Here is a 19,760-nt window from a genome sequence, read left to right as displayed (position 1 = left end):
CATGAAGCTGAGGCACGGCGCGGTCTGGGTGGGGTTCACGACCGCGGCGCTGATGGCGACGTCCGCGTGCAGCGCGGAGTCGGCCAAGGTGGCGGCGGACAGCGCCGACCAGATCATGGCGGTCCTGGCGCGCGCGTCGGACCGCACGGAGCAGCTCGGCTCGGCCGAGATCGCCACGACGACGACGCTCGCGGCGGCCGGCGGCAAGCCGGTCGCCATGAACGGCACGTACTCGTGGGGCGACGGTGCCGCCATGGATGTCGAGATGGACACCGCCGCGGCGCAGATGACCTCGCTGCAGGACGATCCGACGACGCGGACCATCATGGTCGACGGCGCCTACTACTACGGCATCGACCCGCAGCCCAGCGGCCCCCTGAAGGGCAAGCACTGGATGCGCGTCGACGTCTCCGCCGTGATGGGCGAGGCGGCCGTGGACAACATGGAGGCCAACGCCGACCCGACGGCGTCCCTGCACTACATGAAGACCTCCACGGACGTGAAGGACCTCGGCGAGGAGACCGTCCTCGGCAAGAAGGCCCACCACTACCAGGGCAGCGTCGGCGTGGCGGAGATCAACGCCAGCCCGAAGCTCTCCGAGGCGGAGAAGAAGGCCGCCGTGCAGGCCCTGAAGGCCAACGGGGGCAAGATGACCTGCGACATCTGGGTGGACGGCAAGGACTTGCCGGTGCGCATGCGGCAGAGCGGCGCCGGCATGACGGTGACGATGGACTTCCTGAAGTTCGGCGCCACCAAGCCGATCACTGCCCCGCCCGCCGGGGACACCGGCGACCTCAGCGAGCAGGTCAGGCAGCAGCGCGAAGGCGCGCTGGAGCAGTGACGCGCGGGTGCCCCCGTCCCTCCTGCGCGGAGGGACGGGGGCGCCGCGGGCAGGGCCGGGGGCCGCTCAGTGGTTGCGCGGGAAGCCCAGGTCGACGCCGGCCGGGGCCTCGGACGGGTCCGGCCAGCGGGAGGTGACGACCTTGCCGCGGGTGTAGAAGTGGGTGCCGTCGTTGCCGTAGATGTGGTGGTCGCCGAAGAGGGAGTCCTTCCAGCCGCCGAAGCTGTGGTAGCCGACGGGGACCGGGATCGGGACGTTCACGCCGACCATGCCGGCCTCGATCTCCAGCTGGAAGCGGCGGGCGGCGCCGCCGTCCCGGGTGAAGATCGCGGTGCCGTTGCCGAACGGCGAGCCGTTGATGAGGGCCACGCCCTCCTCGTAGGTGTCCACGCGCAGCACGCACAGCACCGGGCCGAAGATCTCGTCCTGGTAGGCCTTGGCGCTGGTGGGCACCTTGTCCAGCAGCGAGATGCCGACCCAGTGGCCGTCCTCGAAGCCGTCGACGGTGTACCCGGTGCCGTCCAGGACGACCTCGCAGCCCTCGTCCGCCGCGTTCGCCACGTACGACGCCACCTTGTCGCGGTGGGCGGCGGTGATCAGCGGGCCCATCTCGGACGCCGGGTCGTTGCCCGGGCCGATCTTGATCTTCTCGGCGCGCTCGCGGATCTTCTCCACCAGCGCGTCGCCGATCGCGCCGACCGCCACGACGGCCGAGATCGCCATGCAGCGCTCGCCGGCGGAGCCGTAGGCGGCCGACACGGCGGCGTCCGCGGCGGCGTCCAGGTCGGCGTCCGGCAGGACCAGCATGTGGTTCTTGGCGCCGCCGAGGGCCTGCACGCGCTTGCCGTGGGCGGAGGCCGTGGTGTGGATGTAGCGGGCGATCGGGGTGGAGCCGACGAAGGAGACGGCCTTGACGTCCGGGTGCTCCAGGAGGCGGTCGACGGCCACCTTGTCGCCGTGCACGACGTTGAACACACCGTCCGGCAGACCGGCCTCGGCCAGCAGCTCGGCCAGCTTGAGGGAGGCCGAGGGGTCCTTCTCGCTCGGCTTCAGCACGAAGGTGTTGCCGCACGCGATGGCGATCGGGAACATCCACATCGGCACCATCGCCGGGAAGTTGAACGGCGTGATGCCCGCGACGACACCGAGCGGCTGCCGGATCGAGGCGACGTCCACACGGCTGGCGACCTGCGTCGACAGCTCGCCCTTCAGCTGCACGTTGATCCCGCACGCCAGGTCGACGATCTCCAGGCCGCGCGCCACCTCGCCGAGGGCGTCGGAGTGCACCTTGCCGTGCTCGGCGGTGATCAGCTCGGCGATCTCGTCGCGGTGCGCGTCCAGCAGCGCCCGGAACCGGAACAGGATCGACGTGCGCTGGGCCAGCGAGGACTGCCCCCAGGTCGCGAAGGCGTCCTTGGCCGCCGCGACCGCCGCGTCCACCTCCTCGACGGAGGCGAAGGCGACCTTGGTGGTGACCTGGCCCGTGGCCGGGTCGGTGACCGGGCCGAAGCTGCCCGACGTGCCCTCGACGGCCTTGCCGCCGATCCAGTGGTTGACGATCTTCGTCATGCCCGGTTACTCCTTCACAGATGGCGGCGTCGGGTGGAGACGTGCCGTGCGTACAGCTCATGTGGCGTGACCGGCGACGGTCGGGTCGCGGTCTCGGCCACAGGACCATCCCACCAGGCCCGGACGGGCGGCGCGCCCGACACTGTGTCTGCCGTTCGGGTCCCGGCGTAGACACATGCGGTGGCGCCGGTGCGCGGGCCGCGGCCGTGCGGAACCTCCGGCGCGGGGCCGTAGCGGGCGGGGAGTCGTCGCTCGCACTTCGCTCCTGCCAGGGCGAAGCGGCCTCCCGCGCCGGAGGCGATCAGGGGGGTGGGTGCCGGGGGTGCTGTGGTGCCGCTCCCTCCCTGCACGGTACAAGCACCGTCGGACACTGAGTAGTTGCGAGCCGTCACAAGGCCCTCACGGTTGTGGCCGGCGGTCACAGCAGCCCCACGGCGGTGTCCACGGCGACGGCCACGTCGTCGTCCGGCGGGTAGAGCAGGGAGCGGCCGACGACCAGACCGCGCACGGTGGGCAGGCGCAGGGCGCCGCGCCACTTCTCGTACGCCGCGTCCTGGTCGTCGCCGACGTCGCCGCCGAGGAGGACGGCGGGCAGTGTGCTGGTGGCCATGACCTCGGCCATGTCGTCGGGGTCCTCGGTGACGGGCACCTTCAGCCAGGTGTAGGCCGAGGAGCCGCCGAGTCCGGAGGCGATGGCGAGGGAGCGGGTGACGGCCTCGGCGGACAGGTCGTTCACCAGCCGGCCGTCCGGGGTGCGGCGGCTGATGAACGGCTCGACGAAGACGGGCAGCCGGCGGGCCGCCATCGCGTCGACCGCGCGCGCGGTGGACTCCAGCGTCGCCAGCGAGCCGGGGTCGTCGTAGTCGATGCGCAGCAGCAGCTTGCCCGCGTCGAAGCCGAGGCGCTCGATGTCCTCGGGGCGGTGGCCGGTGAAGCGGTCGTCCAGCTCGAAGGAGGCGCCCTGGAGGCCGCCGCGGTTCATCGACCCCATGACGACCTTGTCGTCGAGGGCGCCGAGCAGCAGCAGGTCGTCGAGGATGTCGGCGGTGGCGAGGACGCCGTCCACACCGGGCCGCGACAGCGCGAGGCACAGCCGCTCCAGCAGGTCGGCCCGGTTCGCCATGGCGAGCCGCCGCTCCCCCACGCCGAGCGCGCCGCGGGCCGGGTGGTCGGCGGCGACGATCATCAGCCTGCCCTGCTCGTTCAGCAACGGCCTGCGCCGCCGCCGCGCGGCGGCCTCCGCGACGGCCTCGGGATGCCGGGCCCGGGTACGGACGAGGGTGTGGACGTCGATGCGGGGGCGGGGCGGGACGGCGGACGCGTCCGCGGCGGGGGCGGCCGAGGCGCCGGAGGTGCCCTCGGGCGTGGTCGTCTCCTGGTGGGCGCCCGTGACGCGGCCCGCTCTCATCGGACCGCTCCCGCTTCCAGGGCGGCCGCCACCTCGTCCGGGGCCGGCATCGCCGACGAGCACTCCAGGCGGGAGGCGACGATGGCGCCGGCGGCGTTGGCCCAGCGCATGGTCCGCTCCAGGTCCCAGCCGGCGAGCAGGCCGTCGCAGAGCGCGCCGCCGAAGGCGTCGCCGGCGCCGAGGCCGTTGAGGACCTCGACCGGCAGCGGGTGCACCTCCGCCTGCTCGCCGTCCCGGCCGACCGCGAGGACGCCCTTGGGCCCCTGCTTGACCACCGCCAGCTCCACGCCCGCGTCCAGCAGGGCCCGGGCGGCGGCGTGCGGGTCGCGCAGGCCGGTGGCGACCTCGACCTCGTCGAGGTTGCCGACGGCGACGGTGGTGTGCCGCAGGGCCTCGGCGTAGAAGGGGCGGGCCGCGTCCGGGTCGGCCCAGAACATGGGGCGCCAGTCCAGGTCGAACACGGTCGTCCCGGCCTTCGCGCGGTGGGCGAGCGCCGCCAGCGTCGCCGTACGGCTCGGCTCCTCGCTGAGCCCCGTGCCGGTGACCCAGAAGATCCGGGCCGCGCGGACGGCGTCGAGGTCGAGGTCGTGCGCGTCGATCTCCAGGTCGGGGGCCTTGGGCCGGCGGTAGAAGTACAGCGGGAAGTCGTCCGGCGGGAAGATCTCGCAGAACGTGACCGGCGTGGGGTAGGCGGCGACGGGTGTGACCCAGCGGTCGTCGACCCCGAACTCCCGCAACCGCTCGTGCAGATACGTCCCGAAGGGGTCGTCCCCCGTCCGGGAGATCAGCGCCGTGCGCCGGCCGAGGCGGGCCGCGGCGACGGCCACGTTGGCGGCCGAGCCGCCGAGGAACTTGCCGAAGGACGTCACCTGCGGCAGCGGCACACCGGTCTGGAGCGGGTACAGGTCCACGCCGAGCCGCCCCATGGTGATCAGGTCGTACGCCATCGGCTTCCCTTCACATCGGCCATCGGCCCTCCCCCGGTTTTCTAGCCCCCGGCCCGAAGCCCTGTCAATGTTTTGTCCGGACATTCGGACGAGAACTTCGGCGCCCCTCCCGCCGCCTTTGCATCACGTCTGTCACAAACGCCCCTCTTGTGTCACACATGTCGCATGTACGCGGGCTGTGCGTCACACCCGCACGACAGCCCCTGCCCCGTCCTCACCCGGCGTCGTTCTCCGGACGCAGGCTTGGTGATCGCCAGCACAGCGCCCGGCTCCCCCGACGGCCGTCCCAAGGCCGCCGCCGCGGCGCGCGCAGGGAGGTGCAACTCATGACCGACCGCAGGCTCTGGTCCTACAAGGAGATCGCGGCACACATCAGGGTGCAGCCGGACACCGTACGGTCCTACCGCAAGCACGGGCTGCTGCCGCCACCCGACCATGTGGAGGGCGGCAAGCCCTACTGGTACGACGACACCGTCCGCGCCTGGGTGGCCTCCCGGCCCGGCAACCGGAACCGCAGGCCGGACTGAGCCGGAAAACCGCTGTGTGCCCCACCGCCGTGTGGGGCACAGTGCGTCGGGTGAACTTCTCCGAGAAACCCGTCCTCACCGGCGAGAAGACCGTGCTGCGGCCCTTCACGGAGGCCGACGCGGACCCGATGTGGGAGATCGTCCGGGACCCCGAGGTGGTCCGCTTCACCTTCGAGCCCGGCACCGACCTCACCCTGGAGCGGCTGCGCTCCTGGTACGGCACCCGCGCCGAGCAGCCCGACCGGCTCGACCTGGCCGTCACCGACCGCGCCACCGGCGAGCTGGTCGGCGAGGTCGTCCTGTACGAGGTCGACCCGCACGCCCGCAGCTGCACCTTCCGCACCCTCATCGGCCCGCGGGGCCGCGGCCGGGGCCTGGGCACCGAGGCGACGCGGCTGATCGTCGGCCACGGCTTCGACCGACTGGGCCTGCACCGCATCCAGTTGGAGGCCTACAGCCACAACCTGCGGGCGCTGCGCGTGTACGAGAAGGCCGGTTTCGTCGTGGAGGGCGTCCGGCGGGAGGCTCAGTTCCGCGAGGGGGTCTGGGTGGACGAGGTGCTGATGGCCATCCTCGACCACGAGTGGGCGGCCCGCCGCGGCACGGCCTGACCCGCCCCGCGGGTCAGCGCCAGGGTTCGACGACCGTCACCCCGGCCGCGGGCGCGCTCCCCATCCCGGCGAGCGCCCGCGGGGCCGCGTCCAGCGGGATCGTGGCGGTGACGAGGCGGTCGGGGCGTACGGCACCGGAGCGGACGAGTTCCAGCATCGCGGGGTAGGTGTGCGCGGCCATGCCGTGGCTGCCGAGCAGTTCCAGCTCCAGGGCGATCGCGCGGGCCATGGGCACGGGGGTGGTGCCGTCGGCCGAGGGCAGCAGGCCGACCTGCACGTGCCGGCCGCGGCGGCGCAGGCAGTTCACGGACGCGGCGCAGGTGCCGGGTGAGCCGAGGGCGTCCAGGGACAGGTGTGCCCCGCCGCCGGTGAGGTCGCGGATCTCCGCCGCGGTGTCCGGGACGCGTGTGGCGTCGACGCACGCGGCGGCGCCGAACTCCCGCGCCAGCTCCAGCGCCCCGGGCGAGACGTCGACGGCGACGACCCGCGCCCCGCAGGCCGCCGCGATCATCACCGCGGACAGCCCCACACCGCCGCAGCCGTGCACGGCGACCCACTCCCCGGCGGCCGTACGGCCCTGCTGGACGACCGCGCGGAAGGCGGTGGCGAACCGGCAGCCGAGGGAGGCGGCCGTGGCGTACGACATCTCCTCCGGTACGGCGACGAGGTTGACGTCGGCGTGGTCCAGCGCCACGTACTGCGCGAAGGAGCCCCAGTGGGTGAAGCCGGGCTGGGTCTGCCGCTCGCACACCTGCTGCTCGCCGGCCGCGCACGCGGCGCAGGTGCCGCAGGCGCACACGAAGGGGACGGTGACGCGGTCCCCGGGGCGCCAGCGGGTCACCCGGGGGCCGGCCGCCTCCACCACACCGGCGAGTTCGTGACCGGGCACGTGCGGCAGCGTGATGTCCGGGTCGTGGCCCTGCCAGCCGTGCCAGTCGCTGCGGCACAGCCCGGTGGCCTCCACCCGCACCACGACGCCGTGCTCCGCGGGCCTGGGGTCCGCGACCTCCCGCACCCCGGCGGGCCTGCCGTACTCCTCGAACACCACCGCGCGCATGCCGTACGCCCCGCCCTTCCGTCCCGGCCGACGATCTCCGGCAGAACGCTAGCCGCCACCCGGGGGGCCTGACGCGCCGAACCCCTCCGGAAAAGCCCTCAATACCCCCCAGGGGTATAGTGTGGGCCACCGAGAAGGGTTCCTTCGACAAGGAGTAACGACATGACCGCCCAGACCGACACCCCCGGATCCGTCACCGCCGTCTACCAGGTCAGCGGCATGAGCTGCGGCCACTGCGAGGGCTCCGTCTCCCGCGAGATCTCCGGGATCCCGGGCGTCAGCTCGGTCACGGCGGTCGCCGCGACCGGCGAGGTCACCGTCGTCTCGGCGGCCCCGCTGGAGGAGGCGGCGGTGCGCGCGGCCGTCGACGAGGCGGGCTTCGAGTTCAAGGGCCGGGCCTGACCGAGCCCCACCCCCGCCCTTTCGCTCGGGCGCGGGACTCACATAAGCTCTTCACAAGTCTTGCGCATCATCCTCGCGCGTGGACTCCGATTGCCATATCGGCGCCCTTGCGCATTTAACGGACAAATGCAAGAGACACAGATCACAGTGATGTGAACGTAACCATCGAAGGGGTTCGAAGGTCTAAGTTGGCGATGTCAGGAAGCGTCTTGGGGGGCGCCGACTGACATCTGGAGATGTCTTGGGGGACCTCTCCAGAGCTGCGTTGCCGGGACACGTACACCGGGAAGCTTTGAGCGGCCCTCCCAGCGTGCGCTGTCCCGGCAGACCGCACATCGAGCACGACGATGGCACGTCGAGTAGTACGAGCAGTTCTGCTCATTCTGCTCAAACAGCGATTCAGGCGCTGTGTCCTCACAGACGCCCGGCCGGATCCCGTGGGGGGAATCCGCACCGGGACATGGGAAGGCGCCCTGGTCGTCGGCCCGTGGGGGGACCGGCGCACCGGGGCGCCTTCTGCATAGACCCACACCCGCAGGCGCACACCATGCCCGGAACACGCCGAAGGGGCCGCCCTTGCGGACGGCCCCTCGGCGACAGCCGGGTCAGCGCTCCGGGTCAGCGCTCCTCGACGGGGACGAAGTCCCGCTGGACGACGCCGGTGTAGATCTGGCGCGGGCGGCCGATGCGCGAGCCCGGCTCCTTGATCATCTCGTGCCACTGGGCGATCCAGCCCGGCAGGCGGCCGAGGGCGAACAGGACCGTGAACATCTCGGTCGGGAAGCCCATGGCCCGGTAGATCAGGCCGGTGTAGAAATCGACGTTCGGGTAGAGGCTGCGCGAGACGAAGTAGTCGTCGGAGAGCGCGTGCTCCTCCAGCTTCAGCGCGATGTCCAGCAGCTCGTCGGACTTGCCGAGCGCGGAGAGGACGTCGTGCGCGGCCGCCTTGATGATCTTGGCGCGCGGGTCGAAGTTCTTGTAGACCCGGTGGCCGAAGCCCATCAGGCGGACGCCGTCCTCCTTGTTCTTCACCTTGCGGATGAAGGAGTCGACGTCACCGCCGGCGTCGCGGATGCCCTCCAGCATCTCCAGCACGGACTGGTTGGCGCCGCCGTGCAGCGGGCCCCAGAGCGCGTTGATGCCGGCCGAGATCGACGCGAACATGTTGGCCTGCGAGGAGCCCACCAGGCGGACCGTCGAGGTCGAGCAGTTCTGCTCGTGGTCGGCGTGCAGGATGAGCAGCTTGTCCAGGGCCGAGACGACGATCGGGTCGAGGTCGTACTCCTGCGCCGGGACCGAGAAGGTCATGCGGAGGAAGTTCTCGACGTACCCGAGGTCGTTGCGCGGGTAGACGAACGGGTGACCGACCGACTTCTTGTACGCGTACGCCGCGATCGTCGGCAGCTTGGCGAGCAGGCGGATCGTGGAGAGGTTGCGCTGCTGCTCGTCGAACGGGTTGTGGCTGTCCTGGTAGAACGTGGACAGCGCCGAGACGACCGACGACAGCATGGCCATCGGGTGCGCGTCCCGGGGGAAGCCCCGGTAGAAGTTCTTGACGTCCTCGTGCAGCAGGGTGTGCCGGGTGATCTCGTCCTGGAACGCGGTGAGCTCGTCGACGGTCGGCAGCTCGCCGTTGATCAGCAGGTAGGCGACCTCCAGGAAGGTGGAGCGCTCGGCCAGCTGCTCGATCGGGTAGCCGCGGTACCGGAGGATGCCCGCCTCGCCGTCGAGATAGGTGATGGCGGATTTGTAGGCGGCTGTGTTGCCGTACCCGCTGTCCAGGGTCACCAGACCGGTCTGGGCGCGCAGCTTCCCGATGTCGAAGCCCTTGTCGCCGACGGTGCTGTCGACCACCGGGTAGGTGTACTCGTTGCCGTCGTACCGCAGTACTACAGAGTTGTCGCTCACGTCTTCCCTCACCGACGTTGTGCCTCATCTTCGAGGTGCCCTGACTGTCTCTACCTTCCCCCACTCGGCTCAGGAGAGTGCACTCGGGGTCGACCATCGGGCCTATTGGCGGCACTCAGTGCCGTCAACTTTCTCATCCTGCCCCCTGTGTTGCCCTTCCGGAAGGGCTCTGTGACCTTCGCGACTCATTTGATCGATCATTTTTTGCGAAGCCTCACGATCCGCCCGACCTCACAGGCCTCCGAGCCGGAAATCCAGGGCCGTACAGCGCCGGCCGGCCGACACCGTGCGCACCGCCTGACCGATCGCCTTGCGCGAACCGACGAGGACGACCAGCCGCTTGGCCCGGGTCACCGCCGTATAGAGCAGGTTCCGCTGGAGCATCATCCATGCTCCCGTGGTGACGGGGATCACCACAGCGGGATATTCACTTCCCTGGGAGCGGTGAATGGTCACGGCGTACGCGTGGGCCAGCTCGTCCAGTTCGTCGAAGTCGTACGGCACCTCCTCGTCCTCGTCCGTCAGCACCGTCAGACGCTGGTCGACCGGGTCGAGCGAGGTGACCACACCCACGGTGCCGTTGAAGACGCCGTTCTTCCCTTTCTCGTAATTGTTCCTGATCTGGGTGACCTTGTCGCCGACACGGAAGACCCGCCCGCCGAACCGCTTCTCCGGCACGTCCGGCCGGCCCGGGGTGATGGCCTGCTGGAGCAGCCCGTTCAGCGCGCCCGCCCCGGCCGGCCCCCGGTGCATGGGGGCGAGCACCTGGACGTCCCGGCGCGGGTCGAGCCCGAATCTGGCCGGGATGCGGCGGGCCGCCACGTCCACCGTGAGGCGGCCGGCCTCCTCGGTGTCGTCCTCGACGAAGAGGAAGAAGTCCTTCAGCCCGTCGGTGAGCGGATGCTGCCCGGCGTTGATGCGGTGCGCGTTGGTGACCACGCCGGACTGCTGGGCCTGCCGGAAGACCCGGGTGAGGCGGACGGCCGGGACGGGGCTGCCGTCAGCGAGCAGGTCGCGCAGCACCTCGCCCGCGCCGACGCTGGGCAGCTGGTCGACGTCCCCGACGAAGAGCAGGTGCGCGCCGGGCGGCACGGCCTTGACCAGCTTGTTGGCGAGCAGCAGGTCCAGCATCGACGCCTCGTCGACCACGACCAGGTCGGCCTGAAGCGGCCGGTCCCGGTCGTAGGCGGCGTCCCCGCCCGGCTTCAGCTCCAGCAGCCGGTGCACGGTGGAGGCCTCCGCGCCGGTCAGCTCGGCGAGGCGCTTGGCGGCCCGGCCGGTGGGCGCCGCGAGGACGACCCTGGCCTGCTTGGCGCGGGCCAGCTCCACGATCGAGCGGACCGTGAAGGACTTGCCGCAGCCCGGGCCGCCGGTGAGCACGGCGACCTTCTCGGTGAGCGCCAGCCGGACGGCGGCCTCCTGCTCGGGCGCCAGGTCGGCGCCGGTGCGCTGCTTGAGCCAGCCGAGTGCCCTGCCCCAGTCGACGTCCCGGAAGGCGGGCATCCGGTCCTCGTCGGTCCGCAGCAGCCGCAGCAGCTGGGCGGAGAGGGCGACCTCGGCGCGGTGGAAGGGGACGAGGTAGACGGCGGTGACGGGCTCGCCGCCGTCCGGGGCGGGCACCTTCTCCCGTACGACACCGGGGTCCTCGCCGTCCTCGGGGGCCCGGGCCAGCTCGGCGAGGCACTCGATGACCAGGCCGGTGTCCACGCCGAGCAGCTTGACCGCGTCGGCGATCAGGCGCTCCTCGGGCAGATAGCAGTGGCCCTGGTCGGCGGACTGGGACAGCGCGTACTGCAGGCCGGCCTTGACCCGCTCCGGGCTGTCGTGCGGGATGCCGACCGAGCGGGCGATCTTGTCGGCGGTGAGGAAGCCGATGCCCCAGACGTCGGAGGCCAGCCGGTAGGGCTGGTTCCTCACGACCGAGATCGAGGCGTCGCCGTACTTCTTGTAGATCCGCACGGCGATGGACGTGGAGACCTCGACGGTCTGGAGGAAGAGCATGACCTCCTTGATCGCCTTCTGCTCCTCCCAGGCGTCGGCGATCTTCCTGGTCCGCTTCGGTCCGAGGCCGGGGACCTCGACGAGCCGCTTCGGCTCCTCCTCGATGATCCTCAGGGTGTCCACGCCGAAGTGCTGGGTGATGCGGTCGGCGAAGACCGGTCCGATGCCCTTGACCAGGCCGGAGCCGAGGTAGCGGCGGATGCCCTGGACGGTGGCGGGCAGCACGGTGGTGTAGTTCTCCACGTGGAACTGGCGGCCGTACTGCGGGTGGGAGCCCCAGCGGCCCTCCATCCGCAGGGACTCCCCCACCTGGGCGCCGAGGAGCGCGCCGACGACCGTGAGGAGGTCGCCGCCGCCTCTTCCGGTGTCCACCCGGGCGACGGTGTAGCCGGTCTCCTCGTTGGCGTACGTGATCCGCTCCAGCACGCCTTCGAGCGTGGCGAACCGCCGCTCGCCGGTCTGGGTCCCCGCCTGCTGAGCCATGATCCGACGGTACCGGTGGGGTCTGACAGCGGGCACTGTTACGGTGCGTGGCCATGTGGGGAGCGAGCAGTGCGGACGCGGTGGCCGCGTTCCGGGCGAGGGTGGCGGCCGCGGCCGCCGACGCGGAGACGCCGTATGCGGTGCGCGGGACGGCGCGGGGGTTCGAGCTGACCGTCGACGTCCACAGCCGGCCGCCGCAGACGCACACCTACCGGGTCGAACTGCGGCCGGATGAGCGGGTGTTCACGCTGACGGACGTCGTGCGGGTGCGGGACCGTTTCCAGCGGTCGGTGTCCGTCGGGCGGAACGTGTACGTGGTGACGGCCGTGCGCCCGGACGGTTCGGGCCGGTACCGCTTCTCGTCGGCCGACGGCCACCGGCTGATCCGGGGCGTGGCCGGGGAGTTGGGCTGGCGGGAGGAGAAGCCGGCCGTCCTGAGGGCCGCGAGGGTCGCCGGCGTCATCGGCGCGGTGGTGGCCCTGGGCACGCTGGTCGCGCTGGCCGTCGTGTTCCTGGGGCGCGCCTGAGGGCCGGCCCCGAAAAGCAGTGGAGCGGCGCCGCGAGGGCAACTACCGTGCTGCCGTTGCGAGTCGTCGGATGAAGGGCGTGCCGTTGTACACCGTGTGAGACCTCCCGAGCGCTGATCTGTCGCGCGTCGCGCATGCCGCGCCGTGCTGCTTCCTGCTGCGGACTTCTCACTGAAACCGGTGTACTTCTGTGCTCACCACCTGGGCGGTCATGCCCACCTGCCTTCCTGCTGTCCTGCGCCGCTGCCACGCCTGCCCGTCCGGGCGTTTCGCGGCGAACGGCAAGTTCCGCGTCAACGCGAACCACAAGCTCCTCGACGCCTGGCTCCTCGTGCTGTGCGCGGCGTGCGGGGACACCGCGAAACTCACGGTCTTCGAGCGGACCAACGTGCGCTCCGTCGCGCCCGGACTGCTCGACCGGATGCACGGCAACGACCCCGGCCTGGCCGCCGAGTTGCTCCAGGATCCGGTCCTGCGGCGCCGTAACCGCGTCGCGCTCGACTGGGACGGCGCCTGGCGCCTCGACACCGGCGGCGCGGACCACCTGGACCAGGAGGTGATCGACGTGTCGGTGCGCTTCGCGGCGCGGATCCCGGTCCGGCCGGTGCGGCTGATCGCCGAGGGGTGCGGTCTGTCGCGGGCCGCGACCGAGCGGCTGGTCGAGGACGGCAGCCTCGTCTCGGCGGTCCGCCTGAACGGCAGGCTCTCGGCCGACTTCACGTTCACGCTCAAGCGCTGACCTTCCCTCGTCCGCGGGCCTGCCCGGCACGCACTGCCGGGCAGGCCCTCACCCCACCCGGAACTTCCCCACGTACTCCTCGAACGGTTCGATCCCCACCTCCGCTCGGCGGGCGTCCACACCGTCGGGGTCCTCGCAGGGCCATGGCACCGGGGCGCCGTCCCGGACGCCGGCGATCTGGGTGCCGTAGATCTGGGGGCGGCCCTCGTTGACCAGCGTGCGGTCGCGCAGGAAGGCCAGGTCGCGCGACTCGGCCCGGCCTTCGGACACCGCCTGCTCCAGCAGGGCGAGCGCCCGTCGCTGGACGTCGAGCTGGCGGTCCGCGTGCTGGGCGATCAGCCAGGCCGCGCGGGCCGCCTCCGCGCCGACCAGGTCGGCCGTCGGCCAGCCGACCCGGTCCATGATCTCGTTCAGCCGGTCGCCGTGCCGTGCGGTCAGCCGCCGCCAGGCCAGCTGGGCCGCCGGGTCGTCACTGTTCGCTCCTGCCGCGGCCGCGTGGTCCGCCTCCGCCATGCCGGCGAGTTCCGCGGCCAGTGCCGTCGTCTCCGGATCCTGCCCTGCCACTCTCAAGTCCCCTTCCATGACGGGCTGTTGCCTTCGCGCCCCGCCAGCCTAAAGGGACAGAACACACATAAAGATCATTCCGCAGGACGGTGACACGGGGCCTCTCCGCGGGGGAGAATTGATCTACCCCCTCCCCCCTCACCTCGCGCCCGTCTGAGCGCCCCCTCATCACGATCCGGTCTCGGGATGCGGCCGGGGGGTTGATCCGGCGGCGTGTAATCGTTTCCAATCTCCTCCTGTCGCGGTCGTGTAATCGATTCCACGAGGAGGTGGCGCGGCGCATGGCGAGCATCAAGGACGTGGCCGCCGAGGCCGGGGTGTCCGTGGCCACGGTGTCGCGGGTGCTGAACGACCATCCCTCGGTCAGCGAGGACGCGCGACGGCGGGTCATGGCGGCCGTCGCGGCCCTCGGCTACCGGCCGAACGCCGTCGCCCGGTCGCTGCGCACCGACCAGACCCACACCCTCGGGCTGGTCATCAGCGACGTCCTGAACCCCTACTTCACCGAGCTGGCCCGGTCCGTCGAGGAAGAGGCGCGGGCCCTCGGCTACAGCGTCATCATCGGCAACGCCGACGAGCGGCCCGACCTCCAGGACCACCACGTCCGCACCCTGCTCGACCGGCGGATCGACGGGCTGCTGGTCTCCCCCACCGACGGCGGCTCCCCGCTCATGCTGGACGCCGCGCGCGCCGGGACGCCCATGGTCTTCGTCGACCGCTGGATCCCCGGCGTCGACGTGCCCGTCGTCCGGTCCGACGGGCGGGCCGCCGTCCGGGACCTCGTCGCCCACCTGCACGGGCTCGGGCACCGGCGGCTCGCCATCATCGCCGGGCCGGCCGCCACCACCACCGGCCGCGAGCGCGTGGAGGCGTTCCGGGAGGCGCTCGCCGACCTCGGGCTGCCGCTGCCGGACGCCTACATCGGCCAGGGCGACTTCCAGGCCGAGAGCGGGCGGCGGGTCACCGAGGGATTCCTCGACCTGCCCGAGCCGCCCGAGGTCGTCTTCGCCGCCGACAACCTGATGGCGCTCGGCGCGCTGGACGCCGTACGGGCACGGGGACTCACCGTCCCCGGTGACCTCGCGCTCGCCGCGTTCGACGACATCCCCTGGTTCGTGCACACCGATCCGCCGGTCACCGCGATCGCCCAGCCGACCGGCGAGCTGGGGCGGGCCGCCGTCCGGGCGCTGGTCGACCGCATCGAAGGGCGGCCGCCGCGGTCGGTGACCCTGCCCGCCCGGCTCGTCGTACGCCGCTCGTGCGGTGAGCCGCCCCAGCCGCTTCCCCCCTCCCCAGTGCAAAGGAGCACGTCGTGAGCGACCCGGACGAGTTGCTGCGCATCGAGGGCATACGCAAGACCTTCCCCGGCGTGGTCGCGCTCGACGGCGTCGACTTCGACCTGCGCCGCGGCGAGGTGCATGTGCTCCTCGGTGAGAACGGCGCGGGCAAGAGCACCCTCATCAAGATGCTCTCCGGCGCCCACACCCCGGACTCCGGGCGGATCCTCGTCGGCGGCGAGGAGGTGCGGATCAAGGGGGCGCAGGACTCCGAGCGCCTCGGGATCGCCACCATCCACCAGGAGTTCAACCTCGTACCCGACCTGACCGTCGCCGAGAACATCTTCCTCGGCCGGCAGCCGCGCCGCTTCGGGATGATCGACCGCAAGCGGATGGAGGCCGACGCCGCGGCCCTGCTGGAGCGGGTCGGCGTCGACGTGTCGCCCCGCGCGCGGGTGCGCGAACTCGGCATCGCCCGGCTGCAGATGGTCGAGATCGCCAAGGCGCTGAGCCTGCGGGCGCGGGTGCTCGTCATGGACGAGCCCACCGCCGTGCTCACCTCCGAGGAGGTCGACCGGCTCTTCGGCCTGGTGCGCACCCTGCGCGAGGACGGCGTCGGCATCGTCTTCATCACCCACCACCTGGAGGAGATCGCCGCCCTCGGCGACCGGGTGACGGTGATCCGGGACGGCCGCAGCGTCGGCCAGGTGCCCGCCTCCACACCCCAGGACGAGCTGGTACGGCTCATGGTGGGGCGGTCGATCGAGCAGCAGTACCCGCGCGAGCGGGCCGGCAAGGGCGCCCCGCTGCTCACCGTCGAGGGGCTGACCCGCGACGGCGTCTTCCACGACGTCGGCTTCGAGGTGCACGCGGGCGAGGTCGTCGGCATCGCCGGACTGGTCGGCGCCGGGCGGACCGAGGTCGTGCGGGCGGTGTTCGGCGCCGACCCGTACGACAAGGGAGCGGTGAAGGTCTCCGGTGCCGCCGTGCGGCGGCATGACGTGGGCGCGGCGATGGCCGCCGGGATCGGGCTCGTCCCCGAGGACCGCAAGGGCCAGGGGCTGGTGCTGGACGCGTCGGTCGAGGAGAACCTGGGGCTCGTGACCCTGCGGTCCGCGACCCGGGCCGGGCTGGTCGACCTGAAGGGGCAGCGCGCGGCGGCCGAGCGGATCGCCGGGCAGCTCGGCGTGCGGATGGCGGGCCTCGGGCAGCGGGTGCGGACCCTGTCCGGCGGCAACCAGCAGAAGGTCGTCATCGGCAAGTGGCTGCTCGCCGACACCAAGGTGCTGATCCTCGACGAGCCGACGCGCGGCATCGACGTCGGCGCCAAGGTCGAGATCTACCAGCTCGTCAACGAGCTGACGGCCGCCGGTGCCGCCGTCCTCATGATCTCCAGCGATCTGCCCGAGGTGCTCGGCATGAGCGACCGGGTGCTGGTCATGGCCCAGGGCCGGATCGCCGGAGAGCTGTCCGCCGAGGAGGCCACACAAGACGCCGTCATGGCGCTCGCCGTCAGCAACCCCACGACCGACAAGGAGGCCGTCCGTGGCCGCTGAAACGCTCAAGAGCACCTCGGGCGCCGGTGGCGCCGCGGCGGTCCGCCGTGTGCTGCTCGACAACGGCGCGCTCACCGCGCTGATCGTCCTCGTCGTCGCGCTGTCGGCGCTGTCCGGGGACTTCCTGACGACGGACAACCTGCTCAACATCGGGGTGCAGGCGGCCGTGACGGCCGTCCTCGCCTTCGGTGTCACCTTCGTGATCGTCTCCGCGGGCATCGACCTGTCGGTCGGCTCCGTCGCCGCGCTGTCCGCGACCGTGCTGGCCTGGAGCGCCACACAGCACGGCGTGCCGGTGGCGCTCGCGGTGGTCCTCGCCGTCGCGACCGGGATCGCGGCCGGGCTGGTGAACGGTTTCCTCATCGCGTACGGCAAGCTGCCGCCGTTCATCGCGACGCTCGCGATGCTGTCGGTGGGGCGCGGTCTGTCGCTGGTGATCTCCGAGGGCTCCCCGATCCCGTTCCCCGACTCCGTCTCCCACCTCGGGGACACGCTCGGCGGATGGCTGCCCGTGCCGGTGCTCGTCATGGCCGTCATGGGGCTGGTCGCCGCGTTCGTGCTGGGGCGGACGTACATCGGCCGGTCCATGTACGCGATCGGCGGCAACGAGGAGGCCGCGCGGCTGTCCGGGCTGCGGGTGAGGAAGCAGAAGCTCGCCATCTACGCGCTGTCGGGGCTGTTCGCCGCCGTGGCCGGTGTCGTGCTCGCCGCGCGGCTGTCCTCGGCGCAGCCGCAGGCCGCCGACGGCTACGAGCTGGACGCGATCGCCGCCGTCGTCATCGGCGGGGCGTCGCTCGCGGGCGGCACCGGCAAGGCGTCCGGGACGCTGATCGGCGCGCTGATCCTGGCGGTGCTGCGCAACGGCCTGAACCTGCTGAACGTGTCGGCGTTCTGGCAGCAGGTGGTCATCGGTGTCGTGATCGCGCTGGCGGTGCTCCTGGACACCCTGCGCCGCAAGGCGGGTGCCACGCCGGTGGCGGGTGCCTCGCAGGGCGGCAAGGGGCGGCAGGCGGTGACGTACGGGCTGGCGGCCGTGGTGACGGTGGCCGTCGTGGGCGCCACGTCCTTCCTGCACGGCGGCTCGTCGGCGGCGGCGAACCCGCGGATCGGCCTCGCGCTGTCCACCCTGAACAACCCGTTCTTCGTGCAGATCGAGGCGGGCGCCCGGGCGGAGGCGAAGCGGCTGGGCGTGGACCTCACGGTCACCGACGCGCAGAACGACGCCTCGCAGCAGGCCAACCAGCTCCAGAACTTCACCAGTTCCGGCGTGGACGCGATCGTCGTCAACCCGGTGGACTCCGACGCCGCCGGGCCCGCCGTACGGGCCGCCGACAAGGCGGACATCCCGGTGATCGCCGTGGACCGCGGCGTCAGCAAGGCGCAGACGAAGGCGCTGGTGGCCTCGGACAACGTGGCCGGCGGCGAGCTGGCGGCGAAGACCATCGCCGGGAAGCTGGGCGGCCACGGGAAGATCGTGATCCTCCAGGGGCAGGCCGGTACGTCCGCCGCCCGGGAGCGTGCCCAGGGCTTCGCACAGGGGCTGAAGGCCTACCCGGGCATCGAGGTCGTCGCCCAGCAGCCCGCGGACTTCGACCGCACCAAGGGCCTCGACGTGATGTCGAACCTGCTCCAGGCCCACCCCGACGTGCAGGGCGTCATCGCCGCCAACGACGAGATGGCGCTCGGCGCGGTCAAGGCGCTGGGCTCCAAGGCCGGGAAGTCCGTGCAGGTGGTCGGCTTCGACGGCACCCCGGACGGGCTGAAGGCGGTCGAGGCGGGCACGCTGTACGCGTCCGTGGCCCAGCAGCCCAGCCGGCTCGGGAAGATCGCCGTCGACAACGCGCTGACGGCGCTGAAGGGCCGGAAGACCGAGCAGACGGTCAAGGTGCCGGTGAAGGTGGTCACGCGGGACAACGTGGCCGGTTTCAGCGGCTGACAGGGGAGTCACTTCATGTACGACTACGACCTGCTGGTCGTGGGGTCGGCCAACGCCGACCTGGTGATCGGGGTCGAACGCCGCCCGGCGGCCGGGGAGACCGTCCTCGGCTCCGACCTGGCCGTCCACCCGGGCGGCAAGGGCGCCAACCAGGCGGTGGCGGCGGCCCGGCTCGGGGCGCGTACGGCGCTGCTGGCGCGGGTCGGCGACGACGCGTACGGCCGGCTGCTGCTGGACGCGCAGCGGGCGGCCGGGGTGGACACGGTGGGGGTGCTGGTCGGCGGGGCGCCGACCGGGGTCGCGCTGATCACGGTGGACCCGTCCGGGGACAACAGCATCGTGGTGTCGCCGGGCGCGAACGGCCGGCTCACCCCCGAGGACGTGCGCGCGGCGGGCAGCCTCTTCCACGCCTCGCGGGTGGTGTCCGCCCAGCTGGAGATCCCGCTGGAGACGGTCGTGGAGGTGGTGCGCGCGCTGGGGCCGGACAGCCGTTTCGTGCTGAACCCCTCGCCGCCGCGTCCGCTGCCGCGGCAGGTGCTGGACGCCTGCGACCCGCTGATCGTCAACGAGCACGAGGCGCGGGTGATCCTGGGCGGAGCCGCGGTGAGCGACCGGCCGGAGGACTGGGCGCGGCTGCTGCTGGCGAAGGGGCCACGGTCGGTGGTGGTCACGCTCGGCGCGGAGGGCGCGCTCGTGGCGTCGGCGGACGGGGTCGCGCGGATCGCGCCGGTCGCGGTCGACGCCGTGGACACGACCGGCGCGGGCGACGCGTTCACCGCGGCGCTGGCGTGGCGGCTGGGCACGGGCTCCCCGCTGGCGGAAGCGGCCGGGTACGCGGCCCGGGTCGGGGCGCTGGCCGTCACCCGGCCGGGGGCGCAGGAGTCGTTCCCGACGGCGGCGGAGGTCGCTGCGCTGTGAAAAAGGCGGGAATCCTCAACCGGCACCTGTCCGGGGCCCTCGCCGAGCTGGGACACGGGGACCGGGTGCTGGTGTGCGACGCGGGCATGCCGATCCCGGACGGGCCGCGCGTGGTCGACCTGGCGTTCCGGGCCGGGGTGCCGTCCTTCGCCCAGGTGCTGGACGGGCTGCTGGCGGAGCTGGTGGTGGAGGGGGCGACGGCGGCGAGCGAGGTGCGCGGCGCGAACCCGGAGGCGGCGGCGCTGCTCGACGGCCGCTTCCCCGAGCTGGAGCTGGTGCCGCACGCGGCGCTCAAGGAGCGGTCGGCGGGCGCCCGGCTGGTGGTCCGCACGGGCGAGGCACGGCCGTACGCCAATGTGCTGCTGACCTGCGGCGTCTTCTTCTGACCCGGGAAGCTGCGAGGGGGCCGCGGTCCGTCGACCGCAGCCCCCTCGGCTCACCCCCTCCGCATCAGAACCCCCGCGGATCCCCCCAGATCCCCCCTCCAGA

General features: G+C 72.2%; 18 protein-coding genes. 11 read left to right on the top strand and 7 right to left on the bottom strand.

Annotated features, from left to right (window positions below; genetic code table 11):
* Nucleotide 1: 1 nt before the first annotated feature.
* Complete coding sequence (locus IE308_RS20420; protein ID WP_190219029.1) at nt 2-841, top strand: SCO4651 family lipoprotein; 840 nt, start codon at nt 2-4, stop codon at nt 839-841.
* Between the two features lie 66 nt (nt 842-907).
* Here IE308_RS20420 and mmsA read toward each other — a convergent pair whose 3' ends face one another.
* The 3 genes from mmsA to iolC form a co-directional block, all read right to left on the bottom strand.
* Nucleotides 908-2,410 carry a CoA-acylating methylmalonate-semialdehyde dehydrogenase gene (gene mmsA, locus IE308_RS20415; protein WP_190219028.1) on the bottom strand — a complete coding sequence of 501 codons (1,503 nt, stop codon included), beginning with the start codon at nt 2,408-2,410 and terminating at the stop codon, nt 908-910.
* Nucleotides 2,411-2,828: 418 nt separating this feature from the next.
* A complete protein-coding gene (locus IE308_RS20410; protein WP_229908971.1) occupies nt 2,829-3,818 on the bottom strand; it encodes a Cgl0159 family (beta/alpha)8-fold protein in 990 nt (329 codons plus the stop codon).
* A complete protein-coding gene (iolC, locus tag IE308_RS20405; RefSeq protein WP_110628302.1) occupies nt 3,815-4,765 on the bottom strand; it encodes a 5-dehydro-2-deoxygluconokinase in 951 nt (316 codons plus the stop codon). Before iolC ends, IE308_RS20410 begins: the two co-directional genes overlap by 4 nt.
* A gap of 326 nt (nt 4,766-5,091) precedes the next feature.
* On the opposite strand from iolC, the gene IE308_RS20400 reads away from it, so the two are divergent.
* Together IE308_RS20400 and IE308_RS20395 are read left to right on the top strand one after the other, a co-directional pair.
* Entirely contained in the window at nt 5,092-5,292 is a 201-nt protein-coding gene (locus tag IE308_RS20400) for a helix-turn-helix transcriptional regulator (protein WP_110628303.1), read from the top strand.
* 50 nt (nt 5,293-5,342) lie between these two features.
* Nucleotides 5,343-5,903 carry a GNAT family N-acetyltransferase gene (locus tag IE308_RS20395; protein WP_373314542.1) on the top strand — a complete coding sequence of 187 codons (561 nt, stop codon included), beginning with the start codon at nt 5,343-5,345 and terminating at the stop codon, nt 5,901-5,903.
* 13 nt (nt 5,904-5,916) lie between these two features.
* On the opposite strand, the gene IE308_RS20390 is transcribed toward IE308_RS20395, so the two are convergent.
* Nucleotides 5,917-6,960, bottom strand: coding sequence for a zinc-dependent alcohol dehydrogenase family protein (locus tag IE308_RS20390; protein ID WP_190219026.1), 1,044 nt, complete (start codon nt 6,958-6,960; stop codon nt 5,917-5,919).
* A 162-nt stretch (nt 6,961-7,122) separates the two neighbouring features.
* Here IE308_RS20390 and IE308_RS20385 point away from each other — a divergent pair, with 162 nt between their 5' ends.
* On the top strand, nt 7,123-7,362 hold the full coding sequence (locus tag IE308_RS20385; protein ID WP_110628305.1) for a heavy-metal-associated domain-containing protein: 240 nt from the start codon (nt 7,123-7,125) through the stop codon (nt 7,360-7,362).
* Between the two features lie 618 nt (nt 7,363-7,980).
* On the opposite strand, the gene IE308_RS20380 is transcribed toward IE308_RS20385, so the two are convergent.
* Together IE308_RS20380 and recD2 are read right to left on the bottom strand one after the other, a co-directional pair.
* The gene (locus tag IE308_RS20380) at nt 7,981-9,270 is read right to left on the bottom strand and encodes a citrate synthase (RefSeq protein ID WP_110628306.1); all 1,290 of its coding nucleotides are present in this window, start codon (nt 9,268-9,270) and stop codon (nt 7,981-7,983) included.
* Nucleotides 9,271-9,501: 231 nt separating this feature from the next.
* The gene (gene recD2, locus IE308_RS20375) at nt 9,502-11,754 is read right to left on the bottom strand and encodes an SF1B family DNA helicase RecD2 (RefSeq protein WP_110628307.1); all 2,253 of its coding nucleotides are present in this window, start codon (nt 11,752-11,754) and stop codon (nt 9,502-9,504) included.
* 47 nt (nt 11,755-11,801) lie between these two features.
* On the opposite strand from recD2, the gene IE308_RS20370 reads away from it, so the two are divergent.
* Both IE308_RS20370 and IE308_RS20365 read left to right on the top strand, forming a co-directional pair.
* Nucleotides 11,802-12,281: a hypothetical protein gene (locus IE308_RS20370; protein ID WP_162655515.1), complete on the top strand. Its 480-nt coding sequence runs from the start codon at nt 11,802-11,804 to the stop codon at nt 12,279-12,281.
* Between the two features lie 190 nt (nt 12,282-12,471).
* A complete protein-coding gene (locus IE308_RS20365) occupies nt 12,472-13,020 on the top strand; it encodes a DUF1062 domain-containing protein (protein ID WP_229908970.1) in 549 nt (182 codons plus the stop codon).
* A gap of 48 nt (nt 13,021-13,068) precedes the next feature.
* On the opposite strand, the gene IE308_RS20360 is transcribed toward IE308_RS20365, so the two are convergent.
* Nucleotides 13,069-13,584 carry a DUF6624 domain-containing protein gene (locus IE308_RS20360; protein WP_308440118.1) on the bottom strand — a complete coding sequence of 172 codons (516 nt, stop codon included), beginning with the start codon at nt 13,582-13,584 and terminating at the stop codon, nt 13,069-13,071.
* Between the two features lie 281 nt (nt 13,585-13,865).
* On the opposite strand from IE308_RS20360, the gene IE308_RS20355 reads away from it, so the two are divergent.
* Genes IE308_RS20355 through rbsD form a run of 5 tightly spaced genes read left to right on the top strand, consistent with a single transcriptional unit; the run spans nt 13,866 to nt 19,657 of the window.
* On the top strand, nt 13,866-14,900 hold the full coding sequence (locus IE308_RS20355; protein ID WP_110628311.1) for a LacI family DNA-binding transcriptional regulator: 1,035 nt from the start codon (nt 13,866-13,868) through the stop codon (nt 14,898-14,900).
* Entirely contained in the window at nt 14,897-16,417 is a 1,521-nt protein-coding gene (locus IE308_RS20350) for a sugar ABC transporter ATP-binding protein (RefSeq protein ID WP_190219025.1), read from the top strand. The genes IE308_RS20355 and IE308_RS20350 overlap by 4 nt, the downstream gene beginning before the upstream one ends.
* Nucleotides 16,407-18,353 carry an ABC transporter permease/substrate-binding protein gene (locus IE308_RS20345; protein ID WP_190219024.1) on the top strand — a complete coding sequence of 649 codons (1,947 nt, stop codon included), beginning with the start codon at nt 16,407-16,409 and terminating at the stop codon, nt 18,351-18,353. Before IE308_RS20350 ends, IE308_RS20345 begins: the two co-directional genes overlap by 11 nt.
* Before the next feature lie 15 nt (nt 18,354-18,368).
* Complete coding sequence (locus IE308_RS20340) at nt 18,369-19,271, top strand: ribokinase (RefSeq protein WP_190219023.1); 903 nt, start codon at nt 18,369-18,371, stop codon at nt 19,269-19,271.
* Entirely contained in the window at nt 19,268-19,657 is a 390-nt protein-coding gene (gene rbsD / locus IE308_RS20335; RefSeq protein ID WP_190219022.1) for a D-ribose pyranase, read from the top strand. The genes IE308_RS20340 and rbsD overlap by 4 nt, the downstream gene beginning before the upstream one ends.
* The last annotated feature ends 103 nt before the right edge of the window (nt 19,658-19,760 follow it).

This window comes from Streptomyces griseosporeus (assembly GCF_014656055.1).
GTDB classification, from domain to species: Bacteria; Actinomycetota; Actinomycetes; order Streptomycetales; family Streptomycetaceae; genus Streptomyces; species Streptomyces griseosporeus.
Note: the sequence above shows the minus strand (reverse complement) of the source record. Positions and strands in the feature narration are given on the sequence as shown.